Source organism: Anaerohalosphaeraceae bacterium, assembly GCA_035378985.1.
Taxonomy (GTDB): domain Bacteria; phylum Planctomycetota; class Phycisphaerae; order Sedimentisphaerales; family Anaerohalosphaeraceae; genus JAHDQI01.
This window is the reverse complement of sequence record DAOSUR010000001.1, coordinates 130380-142661: the sequence shown is the minus strand read 5'-3', so window position 1 is coordinate 142661 and position 12282 is coordinate 130380. Positions and strand designations below refer to the sequence as shown.

The 12282-nt window shown below is 52.0% G+C and carries 12 protein-coding genes; all 12 read left to right on the top strand.

What is annotated here, in order from left to right:
- The first annotated feature begins 31 nt into the window (after positions 1 to 31).
- The 12 genes from PKY88_00675 to tsf all read left to right on the top strand — a co-directional run bounded on the left by PKY88_00675 (position 32) and on the right by tsf (position 12210).
- Entirely contained in the window at positions 32 to 202 is a 171-nt protein-coding gene (locus PKY88_00675) for a hypothetical protein (GenBank protein HOQ03714.1), read from the top strand.
- Between the two features lie 69 nt (positions 203 to 271).
- Positions 272 to 2080 carry a sodium:solute symporter family protein gene (locus PKY88_00670; protein HOQ03713.1) on the top strand — a complete coding sequence of 603 codons (1809 nt, stop codon included), beginning with the start codon at positions 272 to 274 and terminating at the stop codon, positions 2078 to 2080.
- 69 nt (positions 2081 to 2149) lie between these two features.
- On the top strand, positions 2150 to 3592 hold the full coding sequence (locus PKY88_00665) for an alginate export family protein (GenBank protein ID HOQ03712.1): 1443 nt from the start codon (positions 2150 to 2152) through the stop codon (positions 3590 to 3592).
- 198 nt (positions 3593 to 3790) lie between these two features.
- The gene (locus PKY88_00660) at positions 3791 to 5341 is read left to right on the top strand and encodes a thiamine pyrophosphate-dependent enzyme (GenBank protein HOQ03711.1); all 1551 of its coding nucleotides are present in this window, start codon (positions 3791 to 3793) and stop codon (positions 5339 to 5341) included.
- 10 nt (positions 5342 to 5351) lie between these two features.
- Positions 5352 to 5840, top strand: coding sequence for an indolepyruvate oxidoreductase subunit beta (locus tag PKY88_00655; GenBank protein HOQ03710.1), 489 nt, complete (start codon positions 5352 to 5354; stop codon positions 5838 to 5840).
- A gap of 45 nt (positions 5841 to 5885) precedes the next feature.
- Positions 5886 to 7208, top strand: a complete 1323-nt coding sequence (locus PKY88_00650; protein ID HOQ03709.1) for a phenylacetate--CoA ligase — start codon at positions 5886 to 5888, stop codon at positions 7206 to 7208.
- Positions 7209 to 7244: 36 nt separating this feature from the next.
- Positions 7245 to 7676, top strand: coding sequence for an ACT domain-containing protein (locus PKY88_00645; GenBank protein HOQ03708.1), 432 nt, complete (start codon positions 7245 to 7247; stop codon positions 7674 to 7676).
- A 32-nt stretch (positions 7677 to 7708) separates the two neighbouring features.
- Positions 7709 to 9019, top strand: coding sequence for a phenylacetate--CoA ligase (locus PKY88_00640; protein HOQ03707.1), 1311 nt, complete (start codon positions 7709 to 7711; stop codon positions 9017 to 9019).
- 43 nt (positions 9020 to 9062) lie between these two features.
- Positions 9063 to 9497 (top strand): hypothetical protein, encoded by a 435-nt coding sequence (locus tag PKY88_00635; GenBank protein HOQ03706.1) that lies wholly within the window; start codon positions 9063 to 9065, stop codon positions 9495 to 9497.
- A gap of 9 nt (positions 9498 to 9506) precedes the next feature.
- On the top strand, positions 9507 to 10223 hold the full coding sequence (gene hisA, locus PKY88_00630; protein ID HOQ03705.1) for a 1-(5-phosphoribosyl)-5-[(5-phosphoribosylamino)methylideneamino]imidazole-4-carboxamide isomerase: 717 nt from the start codon (positions 9507 to 9509) through the stop codon (positions 10221 to 10223).
- 193 nt (positions 10224 to 10416) lie between these two features.
- On the top strand, positions 10417 to 11262 hold the full coding sequence (gene rpsB, locus PKY88_00625; GenBank protein HOQ03704.1) for a 30S ribosomal protein S2: 846 nt from the start codon (positions 10417 to 10419) through the stop codon (positions 11260 to 11262).
- A gap of 87 nt (positions 11263 to 11349) precedes the next feature.
- A complete protein-coding gene (tsf, locus tag PKY88_00620; GenBank protein ID HOQ03703.1) occupies positions 11350 to 12210 on the top strand; it encodes a translation elongation factor Ts in 861 nt (286 codons plus the stop codon).
- Positions 12211 to 12282: the final 72 nt, after the last annotated feature.

Below are 12282 nucleotides of genomic sequence, written 5' to 3'. Positions count from 1 at the left end.
GATGAGGAGTCGGGAAACGGGAGATGGGAAAATGTTAGGTATCGAAGATAAAGGAGTTCTTCTGGCTTATTTGTTGTGTATCGGCTCTTCCATTTTATGTGTATTGTACGGTCTTTTTGCGCGAAACAAAGGGGATGAGCCGGTCAAGCCCGAAGATTTAAAATGGGTCTCTGAAGAAAAAAAGGTGGAGGAAAATCTGTAAACTGCTTTAAGACTCTCTCAATTTGGAGGGTTAATCCTGCTCCCCGTTGAGATTGACAGGAGGTTTTGTATGCTGGCGGACATCTCTCTTGAACAAATCATTGTCGTATTGGCCTATCTGCTGCTCGTTGTGTATCTGGGGTTATTAGGATATTGGCGCACCAAGAATGCGACCGATTACCTGATAGCCGGTCGGCAAATTCACCCTTTTGTGATGGCCATGAGTTATGGAGCTACTTTTATTTCCACCAGTGCCATAGTCGGATTCGGCGGGGTGGCGGGGCTTTACGGAATGTCTGTACTGTGGCTGACCTTTTTGAACATTTTTGTCGGGATTTTCATTGCATTTGTGGTGTTTGCTCCCCGCGCAAGACGAATGGGCCATATCCTCGATGCACATACCTTCCCCGAATTGCTGGGGCGCCGCTACGAAAGCCGATTTATCCAGGTTGCCTCCGGCCTAATCATTTTCCTTTTTATTCCGTTGTATGCGGCGGCAGTTCTGATCGGCGGAAGTGTTTTTGTCGCCAGTCAGTTTGATATTTCGTACACAACTGCATTGCTGGTTTTTAGTGTCATTGTGGCGGCTTATGTAGTTGTCGGCGGCCTGAAAGGGGTGATGTACACAGACGCCCTTCAGGGCACGATTATGTTTGTGGGTATGTTCCTGCTGCTGATTTTCACGTATGTGAAAGTAGGGGGACTGACTGCCGGCCATCAAAAATTGACGGCATTAGCTCCTTTGGTGCCGCCCAACCTTCAGGCCATCGGACATCGCGGCTGGACAGCTATGCCTTTGTTCGGATGGGGCGATACGAAATACAACCTGTGGTGGACGATCATTGGAACGATTACGCTGGGTGTTGGTATCGGGGTTCTCGCTCAACCCCAGCTGGTGGTCCGTTTTATGACTGTTAAGAGCCGGCGCGAATTGAATCGCGCGGTCGTGGTCGGCGGTATTTTCATCCTGATTATGACCGGCGTGGCGTTTACGGTCGGAGCTCTGTCAAATGCTTATTTTGCAGAGCAGGGCCCGCTGATGACCGGACGAATTGTTAAAGTTCTCGATGCGGAGAAAAATCTGGCGGTTTTGCAGCTTGTGAAACCAAACAATGCAGGGGGCTGGGAAGATGTGGCGGGCAAGACGGCTCCGGTTAAACTTTATGGAGAAAGCATCGGACAGATGGAGGCGGACGGCAAACCGACGGAAATTCGTCAGGGGCGAAGCATTTCCTTTGTCTATGCGAAAGGCACAGCGGATGAAATCATTCCTACTTTTATTAAAAGTGCTATGCCTTCCTGGTTCGGGCTGCTGTTTCTGCTGACACTTTTGTCGGCGGCGATGAGCACGCTGTCCAGCCAGTTCCATACAGTCGGGACCAGCATCGGGCGGGATGTTTATGAGCAAATTACCGGTCAGCACGGCAAGAGTACCAATATCAACCGAATCGGAATTATCCTCGGAATCATTTATGCCGTTGTCATCAGTTATTATGCCCGCGAGAGTACGTTCATTGCCCGGGCCACATCGATTTTCTTCGGCCTGTGTGCGTCAGCTTTTCTGCCGATGTTTATCGGGGCATTGTATTTTCCGCGGATGACACGGGCGGCGGCCATTGCCTCCATGATCGTCGGCTTTGTCGTCACAGCATTCTGGCTGGTGTTTATCAAGGCCCAGGAAGCCCAGACTATCGGCCTGGTGCAGAAAGTCACCGGCGGGAAAACCTCCCTGCTGGCGGATGTGCCCAACTGGCCTGTTGTCGACCCGATTCTGGTAGCTTTGCCGATCTCTATCCTGACGGCGATTGTCTTCAGTTTCTTTACTCAACCTCCTTCCAAAGAACATCTGGACCGATGTTTTCGGGGAGTTTCTTCATAAAAAAAAGCGGAGAGGGATTTGTTCTCTCTAACAAGGATTTTCAAGGAAATGGAACGTAAGGAGAATGGAATGAAAGCGATGAAAGGACTGGGAGCCGTACTTGCTGCGGCACTGCTGAACGGCATTGTCTCGTTTGCTTTAGCCGAAGAGGCCGCCAAGCACTGGCACGAAGTGGACAGCGATTTGGTAAAGGCCTTCAAAAACCCGATGGAAAATGTTACGATGGGCCTGGACATCCGCCTGCGTGAGGTATACGCCCGGAATCTGCTGTCTATGAACGAAGACTGGGGCGGCAGCGACAACTACAATGACCATCACTGGCAGCGCATTCGTACACGGTGGTCTCTAAAATGGGCGATGGCGGAGGATATGGATTTGAACACCCGGCTCACCTGGGAGTTCTGGAATCACTGCAAGCCGGAGAATCATCCGATCCCATTCTTTGAAAATCAGAATGTCGATTTTGACGAAGCCATTTTTGACATTTTCAATATTCAGTGGCGCAATGCTTTCGACATGCCGCTGACTCTGACCGTCGGTCGTCAGGAAATCATCCTCGGCACCGGCTGGCTGGTGCTGGACGGCACGCCCGCCGACGGTTCGCGAACCATCTTCTTTGATGCCATTCGCGCTCAATACGGTCTCACGGATACCTTAAAGGCAGATGTGATTTACCTTCAGCAGTATGATGACGAAGAAGAGTACATCAAACCCTTCAATCATCATGCGGTTCAGGACCGCCGCCATCTGACGCAAAAGACCGATGAACGCGGCTTTATTTTCTACCTGACCAATAAGGCCGACGGCGGCCAGCAGCAGGAGTTGTACTACATTTACAAGAATGAGGAGAACTCCGACTGGGCACAAAGCTACAGCAGCACACCGGGGCAGGATGCCGATATCCATACTGTCGGCGGGCGTCTTTCGGGGCCGCTGGATGACCATTGGTCCTACAGTGCCGAACTGGCCAAACAGTGGGGCGACCGGAACGGCAATACCTTACAGGGTCTTGGTGCCAATACAAAACTGATGTATGCTTTCAATGACGAAAAGAAAAATGAAGTGCACGTCGGCTATGAATATTTGTCCGGCGATGACCCGGATTCGAGTGCGGATGAGAAGTTTGATTCACTCTGGGGGGATTGGCCGCAGTATCAGCGGGGCGGTGACCTCCAGTCTTATATCTGGACGTATGAAGGGGCTCTAGGCGAAGTATACAATCTGCACCGGCTCGGCTTCGGCCACAGTTTTAAACCCCATGCTGAATGGAAGATTGAATCTATCTATAACCTCTTGTGGGCCGACCAGACTAATCCGAGAGCCCTGGGCCCGACTGGAAACAGTCTGACCAACAGCAACTTCCGCGGCCATATGCTCACCGGCCAGGCCACCTACAGCTGCTGCAAGAGCTTCAAGACCATTTTCCTGCTGGATTACTTTATCCCCGGCGATTATTACGCCATTTCGGATGACGCCTTTTTTGCCCGCGTCAATCTGGAGTGGACTTTCTGAAACGATTGCTCCCTTATAAAGTTATAAAGCACCTTGGACAATTCAGCATGCGGCCCGGTTTTCAGACCGGGCCTTTTTTATTGGAAAAGCGGTTTTCAGAGCAGATTTTCTTGACCTTATAGGGGCAGTCCGCTATCCTGTAAGTTCCTGTTTTCAGTCAGAGAGAACCGAGATATCCTGCACAAAGGAACGTTGTGTATGGCCCGTAAACCCGCTTTGGAAAAGGCCTTTCTGTCAGGCAATGAGGCACTGGCCCGCGGTGCCTGGCAGGCAGGGTTGAAAGTTGCCTGTGCCTATCCCGGGACCCCATCCACCGAAATTCTCGAGACTTTGGCGGCTTTTCCGGAGGTGGATGTTCAGTGGTCTGTCAATGAGAAGACGGCGTATGAAGTGGCTTATGCCGCTGCCGTCGGGGGGGTGCGGGCGCTGTTTGCCTGCAAGCATGTCGGACTCAATGTGGCGATGGACCCGCTGATGACCTCGGCCTATACCGGTGTCAACGCCGGCTTTGTGGCGGTTGTCTGTGATGACCCCCAGATGCACTCTTCCCAAAACGAACAGGATACCCGGTGGGCGGGCATTTATGCCAAACTGCCTATCCTTGAGCCCTCCAGTCCATCCGAGGCCATCGATTTGATTCAGCAGGCCTTTGAAATCAGCGAGCAGTATGATACACCGGTCATTGTCCGAATGACCACACGCATTTCCCACAGCAAAGAGGATGTGGCAATCGGTCCCCGAAAAGAAGTTCCGATTCGTTCTCTGCAGCGAGATATGCGCAAGTACGTGATGGTGCCCGCCAATGCCCGTATCCGCCACGAAATCCTCGAAAAGCGCCTTGTGAAGCTCAAGGCCCTCTCGGAACGCTCGCGACTTAACCGGATTGAAATGAACAGCACATCGCTGGGCTTTATTACGGACAGTGTTGCATATCTGTATCTGAAAGAAGTTTATCCGGATGCTTCCTATCTGAAGCTCGGATTTCTTTATCCGTTCTGTGATGAGAAAATCAAAAAGTTTGCCCGAAGCGTTAAGCGGCTGATGGTGGTTGAGGAACTGGACCCGTTTATTGAGGAACATGTCAAATCCCTGGGCATCAGCAAGGTGCAGGGCAGGCACCCGTCTTATCGTCTGGGTGAGCTGGACCAGGATCTTGTCCGCTCTCTCGTCGCCGGCAAGCCCAAAAAAGTCAAGCCGCGTCCCGGCCGGGCGCCTCGCCTGTGTGCGGGCTGTCCCCACTGGTCCGTTTTCTCCGTACTCAAAAAATTAGATGTTTTCGTCGCCGGAGACATCGGCTGTTATACCCTCGGTTCTCTGCCTCCGACGTCTGCTCTGCATACCTGCCTGTGTATGGGAGCTGGTGTGACGTTTAACGAAGGCCTTCGGCGGGCTCATCCGGAGGAAAAGATTGTCGGCCTGGTGGGGGATTCTACCTTTGTCCATGCGGGCATTCCCGGTCTGATTAATGCTGCCTATAACAAGTCCAAAGGGGTCATTTTTATTCTCGACAACTCCACGACGGCGATGACCGGTGGTCAGCCGCATCCGGCTACCGGGAAAACCATCCGAAGGGAGCCGACCAAACGGCTGGATTTGAAAGCCGTCTGCCAGGCCTGCGGAGCGGATTTTGTCGATGTAATCGACCCGCAGGGCAGGGTGAAGGACCTTGAAGAACTGGTTCAGCAGCGTCTGGCGGCCGACGCTCTCAGTGTGATTATCGTCCAGCATCCTTGTGTTTTGTTGAAGTGAGATAGGAACAATGATGAAAAAACAGGAGGTCTATAACATCACGTTCGGCGGTGTCGGCGGGCAGGGCATCATTACCGCCTCGGAACTGCTCGGCTGGGCAGCTCTCTATGACGGCTGCAGCGTCAAAAAGTCTGAAGTCCACGGGATGAGCCAGCGGGGCGGCTCTGTTGAGTCTCATGTCCGTTTCGGCCGCAAAGTGTATTCTCCCCTGATAGGACTGGGACAAGCTGACTTTCTGCTGTGTTTCCACCCCGATGAGCATCCGCGGCTTAAACCCTTTCTTCGAAAAGGCGGCACTGACCTGATGCCTTACCTCGAAAAAGTCCAGCAGATTGCCGACAATCCGCGGGCGGTGAATACCGGACTGATGGGGGTTTTAGCGGCCTTTCTGCCGATACGGCCGGACAGTTGGGAGCGGGCGATGCAGAAGGTTTTCAAGCCGTCGATTCTTGAGGTGAATCGGCGGATGTTCAGCAATGCGATGGCACTGGTCAAATAACGTTCTCCCCGGACGGTCCGACGGACACCGGAGGAATCGAGGGATATGGAAAACGGGAGGTTGTTTATGATCTGGAACGAAAAAATCGAGACGATGCCGCTGGAGGACCTAAAAAATCTCCAGTCCGAGCGGCTGGTCAAGCTTGTGCGGTACGTCTATGACCGCTGTCCGGTCTATCGAAAGAAATTTGAGGAGGCCGGCGTAAGCCCTTCTGATATCCGCAGCATTGATGATATTACCAAACTGCCTTTTACCACCAAGCTCGATATGCGGGACAATTATCCTTACGGGCTTTTCTCCACCCCCCGTGAAGAAGTGGTAGAAATTCATGTGTCCAGCGGTACGACAGGCAACCCGACGCTGGTTGGTTACACCCGTGAGGATATCAAACTCTGGTCGGAAGTAATGGCCCGCGCCCTGTGCTGTGCCGGGGCAAAACCGGATGACATCATCCAGATTGCTTACGGCTATGGTTTATTTACCGGCGGACTTGGCTTCCACTACGGCGCCCTTGAAATGGGGTTGACCATTATTCCCACCTCGTCCGGCCAGACTAAGCGGCAGCTGAAGATTATGCAGGATTTCCAGCCCCGCATCCTGGCCTGCACGCCCAGTTATTGCCTCTATATGGCGGAAGAAGCCAAAGAGATGGGACTGGACCCACGGAAGGGCAGCTGGCGCATCGGCATCTTCGGCGCCGAGCCTTGGAGCGAGGCCATGCGCAAAGAAATCGAAGAGACCTGGAATATGACCGCCACGGATATTTACGGCCTGTCGGAAATTATCGGCCCGGGCGTATCACAGGAGTGCACGTATAAGCAGGGGCTGCATCTGTTCTCGGATGTGTTTTATCCGGAGATTATCGACCCCGAAACCGGAAAACCCGTCCCGGAAGGTCAGGACGGCGAGCTGGTCATCACCACCCTTACCAAACAGGCCATTCCGCTGATTCGCTACCGGACCCGCGATATTGTGAGCATGACGACCGCCCCGTGCCGATGCGGACGGACCAGTCCCCGCACCAGCAAAATCAAAGGCCGAACGGACGATATGATTGTCGTGCGGGGCATTAACGTCTTTCCGTCTCAGATTGAGCATGTTCTGCTGGGGATTGAAGGCACCCACCCGCATTATCAGCTGGTCATTGACCGTCAGGCCCATAAGCTTGATGAGGTGGAGATTATGGTGGAGGTGGATGAGAAGATTTTCAGCGATGAAATCAAGCAGATGCGGGCCCTCGAGCAGAAAATCAAAAAGGAGATTGAGGCGGTTTTGTCCATCGGCGTCAAGGTCAAACTGGTTGAACCCAAAACGATTCAGCGCAGTGAAGGCAAGGCCAAACGCGTGGTGGATAAACGAGTTCTTTAAACAAACCGCCGACGTTTGCAGGAAAGGAACCCGACTATGAAAATCAGGCAAATCAGTGTGTTTCTGGAAAACCGAAAGGGACGGCTCTATGAGGTCTGTTCTCTGCTGGGACAGGCGGGGATTAATATTCGAGCGTTGACGATTGCGGAAACGGAGTCGTTCGGCGTGCTTCGGATGGTCGTCAACAAACCCGATGAGGCGATCAGTCTGTTTCGAAAACACAATATCACCGCCAATCTGACCGACGTCGTGGCGGTGGAGGTGCCGGACCGGCCCGGCGGATTGGCCGAAGTGCTGAAGGTTCTTTCTGACGGGAATGTCAATGTGGAGTATATGTACGCTTTTGTCGAAAAGTTTTCCGAAAAGGCGCTCCTTGTCTTCCGGTTTGATGACCCGGGCCGTGCGCATCAGGTTCTTTCGCGAGCCGGTATTACGGTTATTTCTGAAAGAGAACTTCCGAATCTGTAAAATTACTGCTGGTTCAGAAAGGTACAGCGGGAATGGAAATTCGATACTGGAATCAGCGGCTGGAGACCTTGCCCCGGCATGAATTGCGTCAGCTCCAGTTGGAACGTTTGAGGGAAGTGGTCGGGTATGCCCTTCAAACGCCGTTTTATAAAAAGCGTCTTCCTAAAGTCGGGATTTCCTCTCCGGAGGATATCCGTTCTCTGGACGACCTGAAGAAAATTCCTTTTACCGTCAAGGATGACCTCCGCCAGGCATTTCCCAAGGGACTTTTGGCTGTCGATATGGAGAAAGTTGTTCGGATTCATTCCTCCAGCGGAACCACAGGCATCCCGACGGTGATTTACTATACAGCGGATGATTTGGACCGCTGGACGGATTTGCTGGCCCGCAGCATTGTGGCCACTGGTGCCGGCCCCTCGGATGTTTTTCAGAATATGATGAGCTACGGTCTCTTTACCGGCGGTCTGGGAATGCATTACGGGGCCGAGCGGGTGGGAATGGCGGTGATTCCGGTCGGCGGCGGCAATACCCAGCGGCAGCTTCAGATTATGCGGGATTTCCGCACGACGGTTCTGCATATTACCCCCAGCTATCTGCTGCACATTCACCAGCGGATGCCGGAGTTCGGTCTGACGCCGGCGGACTTAAATCTAAAAAAGGCCTGGATGGGGGCCGAGCCGCATTCTGAAAATACGCGGCTTAAACTTCAGGAACTTTTCGGCATCGACATTTACAATTCCTACGGCCTGAGTGAAATGAACGGACCCGGCGTGGCTTTTGAGTGTGTCTATAAAAATGATTTGCATGTCTGGGAGGATGGGTACATCATTGAAATTATTGATCCGCGCACAGGCGAACCGGTAGAGGATGGTCAGGAGGGTGAAGTGGTCTTTACCAACCTGATTCGCCATGCCCTTCCTCTTTTGCGGTATCGAACCCGGGATTTGGCGTTTCTGCATCCGGAACCTTGTCCGTGCGGGCGAACTTCCCGACGGATGTCCCGCATTACGGGACGCACCGATGATATGCTCATTATCAATGGTGTGAATGTCTTCCCCTCCCAGATTGAGGAAGTCCTGATGAGCATTCCGGAGGTCGGAACGAATTATCAGATTCACCTGAGCCGTCACGAAGGGCTCGACCGCCTGACGGTCAAGGTGGAAATCTATTCTAAACTGTTTACCGGTGATTTAGCCGCCCTCGAAGCTCTCAAAAATAAAATCAACGAAAAACTGCGTGCTTCGATTACCATCAATTCCCGGATTGAACTGCACGAGCCCGGTTCTCTGCCTGCTTTTGAGGGCAAGGCCAAACGTGTTGTAGATGAACGTGAAAAGCTATAGCAGCCCATTCTGACGGCGAAGGATACGAGTAAGGAGCAGCAGTATGGCCAAGCAGATTACAGTTTTTTTGGAAAATAGACCCGGTCGGATACAGTCTATTTCCCGCATTCTTAAGGAAAAAGGTCTGAATATTCTGGCTTTTTCTATCCAGGACCGCGGAGAGTTTGGGCTGATGAAAATGATTGTGGACAAACCAGCCGAGGCCCAGTTGGCACTGGCTGACCGCGGGATGGCCTGTGCCCTCAAGGAAGTTTTTGCCGTCACCGCGGCTGACCGGCCCGGCAACCTTGAAAAACTCACTACGGCTTTAGCCGAAAAGAATATTAATATCAAAGATGCCTACGGATTTGTTTCTGCATCAGACAAGCAGGGAATCTGTTATTTGGAAGTGGAAAATCCTCACGGAGTCGATATCGGCAAACTGATTGCTGAATACGGTTTTACCTTAATTGCAGACAAAGACCTTTACGATTTATAGCAGGGAAGTATGGACATTTTGCCCGCAATTGATCTTCGCGGCGGTAAATGCGTTCGTCTGATTCAGGGCCGATACGATAACCAGATTACCTATCGGGAAAATCCGCTCGAACAGGCGGAAGAGTTTTTCGCTCAGGGGGCCCGATGGCTCCATATTGTGGATTTGGATGGAGCCAAAGAAGGCAGACCGCTTCATACCGATGTGGTCCGACAAATCCTCAGCCGTTTGCCGATGAAAGTGGAATTGGGCGGAGGACTTCGGGATGAAGAGTCTATCCGGCAGATGCTCGATTTAGGACTGGAGCGGGTGATTATCGGCACCAGCGCTGTTAGCAATTTTGATTGGTTTTCAAAAATGGTGCATCTTTTTCCCAAACGGTTGGCGTTGGGGTTGGATGCGAGAGGATTTCGGGTGGCGTCCGAAGGGTGGCTCAAAGAAACAGGGGGAAATTTGCTGGACTTTGCCCGCCGAGCTTCTCAATTGCCAATTGCCGCTATTATTTATACCGATATTGAAAAGGATGGGATGTTGTCCGGCCCTAATTTAGCCCGAACAGAGGAATTAGTCAAAGCCGTTACCGTTCCGATTGTAGCTGCCGGTGGGGTTACAACTATTCAGGATATAAAAAACCTAAAAAAAATAGGTGTTTCGGGTATAATTATCGGACGTGCTCTCTATGAAAGGACCTTAACAATAGGGGAGGCACTGAAAGAAACAAAACAATAGAGCTCCAGTATGTCTTATACATGCAACTTGAAGACGACGAAATTTTTTCAGAATTTGCCGGAAAATTCTGATAATTCTTGACATCCGAATGGTCTTTCCCTTACCTTACAGTGCTTCTGGTCTCGTGGACCAGACAGAGAGAGTCTTTGTATAATTTCAATCAACGTTTTTTAGAATCTGGAGGTTAGTTTCTGTGAATAAGGAACTGGCTCGCGAATTAATCAGCGCGGGCGTACATTTCGGACACGGGGTCAGCCGCTGGAATCCCAAGATGGAACCCTACATCTACGGAAAACGCGGGATGATCCACATTATCAATGTTAAGGAAACCTTAAAGGGGCTGCTGATAGCCAAAAAGCTCCTTGCCCAACTGGTTTCCGAAGGAAAAGATGTGGTTTTTGTCGGCACCAAGCGCCAAGCCCAGAAAGCCGTTCAGCAGGCGGCCGAACGGTGCGGAATGCATTATGTGACTGAACGGTGGCTTGGCGGAACGCTCACCAATTTCCGAACCATTCGTTCACGGCTTCAGCGGCTGGAGGAACTGGAGGAAATGGAGGCCTCCGGACGTCTGGAAGAAGAGAGCAAAAAGCAGGGGGCTCGCCTGAAAAGAGAATTGCGGAAAATCCGAAGCAATTTGTCCGGTATTCGCAAGATGAATCGTCTGCCGGGTGCCGTTGTTGTGGTGGATGCCAGAAAGGAATATATTGCTTTGCGTGAAGCCCGAAAATTGGGTATCGCTACGATAGGCATTATTGATACGGATTCCGACCCGGATACCGTAGATGTAGTGATTCCGGCCAATGATGATTCGATTAAGGCGATTGAAATCATTCTGAATGAGCTGGCGGATGCCGTCGCGGAAGGCAAGACCATTGTTCGTCCGAGTGAGCCGCTCGAAGCAGCTCAAGCCGGCCGCCGCCGGTCTCGCCGGCGGGTGTTGGCCAGCGCTGCCGAAGCAGGCGAAGAGGAGCCGGAAACGGTTGCTTCCGACAATCCTTCTTCTGTTTCCGAATCAGCGGCTCCGGAGAATTCCGGATAATCAGACAATATCATTTTTTTTGCTGTTTTTGATTCGGTTCAAAAAAGCGGTAAAAACAGACGATCATCAAACGGGAGTTTGACTCAAATGGCGGAGATATCAGCAGCAGCAGTTATGAAACTTCGCAAGGCCAGCGGCCAGGGAATGATGGACTGCAAGAAGGCCCTCGAAGAAACCAATGGGGATTTTGAAGCGGCAATGGAGCTGCTTCGCAAGAAAGGCCTGGCCACTCTGCAGAAGCGGGCCGGACGAGAAACCACGCAGGGCCGGCTGATTTGCCGAAAGAGCAGCGACGGACGTTCGATGGCGATGGTTACTCTTTGCTGCGAAACGGATTTTGTTGCGAAAAACGACGATTTTTTGGCTGCGTGCGAAAAACTCGGCGAGTGTGCCCTGAAGGCGGATGCCCAGGCAAGCCCTCAGGACCTGATGGACATCGAAGTGGCCGGCAGAAAATTCTCCGATATTCTTACAGAAGCGGTCAGCAAAATCGGTGAAAAAATCGAAATCGGAGACTTTGCCCGTTATACGATTGCCGGCAGCGGGCTGCTCGGCTCCTATGTGCATTTCAACGAGAAAACCGGTGCCATGGTAGAGATTGAAACCGATTCCGACCAGACCGCAGCGGCTCTCCGGCAGTTGGCGAATGAAATTGCCATGCATATTACGGCTATTAAGCCGATAGCCGTGGATAGGGATTCCGTGTCCCCTTCGATTCTTGAACAGGAACGGCGGATTGCAGCCGAACAGGTTAAAAACAAGCCCGCCAACATGGTCGAAAAGATTGTGGAGGGCAAGATTGCCAAGTTCCTTAAGGAAAACTGCCTGCTCGAACAGCCCTTTGTGAAAGATGACAGCAAAACCGTCAGCGAAGTACTCAATGAGGCGGCTCGTGCGGCGGGCGGTCGGGCAAAAATCAAGCGGTTTGTCCGATTCGAAATCGGATAAACAGCCGGTTCTATCAGGCATCGTAAACGCAGGTTTCCGATGCCTTTTTTACATCCCGCCTGGACAGGCGGC

What these genes read in the sequence shown, in the direction of transcription:
- PKY88_00665 (HOQ03712.1), top strand. Translation starts at nt 2,150, where the DNA reads ATGAAAGCGATGAAAGGACTGGGAGCCGTACTTGCTGCGGCACTGCTG.
- tsf (HOQ03703.1), top strand. Translation starts at nt 11,350, where the DNA reads ATGGCGGAGATATCAGCAGCAGCAGTTATGAAACTTCGCAAGGCCAGC.
- PKY88_00675 (HOQ03714.1), top strand. Translation starts at nt 32, where the DNA reads ATGTTAGGTATCGAAGATAAAGGAGTTCTTCTGGCTTATTTGTTGTGT.
- PKY88_00670 (HOQ03713.1), top strand. Translation starts at nt 272, where the DNA reads ATGCTGGCGGACATCTCTCTTGAACAAATCATTGTCGTATTGGCCTAT.
- hisA (HOQ03705.1), top strand. Translation starts at nt 9,507, where the DNA reads ATGGACATTTTGCCCGCAATTGATCTTCGCGGCGGTAAATGCGTTCGT.
- PKY88_00650 (HOQ03709.1), top strand. Translation starts at nt 5,886, where the DNA reads ATGGAAAACGGGAGGTTGTTTATGATCTGGAACGAAAAAATCGAGACG.
- PKY88_00635 (HOQ03706.1), top strand. Translation starts at nt 9,063, where the DNA reads ATGGCCAAGCAGATTACAGTTTTTTTGGAAAATAGACCCGGTCGGATA.
- PKY88_00640 (HOQ03707.1), top strand. Translation starts at nt 7,709, where the DNA reads ATGGAAATTCGATACTGGAATCAGCGGCTGGAGACCTTGCCCCGGCAT.
- PKY88_00660 (HOQ03711.1), top strand. Translation starts at nt 3,791, where the DNA reads ATGGCCCGTAAACCCGCTTTGGAAAAGGCCTTTCTGTCAGGCAATGAG.
- PKY88_00655 (HOQ03710.1), top strand. Translation starts at nt 5,352, where the DNA reads ATGATGAAAAAACAGGAGGTCTATAACATCACGTTCGGCGGTGTCGGC.
- PKY88_00645 (HOQ03708.1), top strand. Translation starts at nt 7,245, where the DNA reads ATGAAAATCAGGCAAATCAGTGTGTTTCTGGAAAACCGAAAGGGACGG.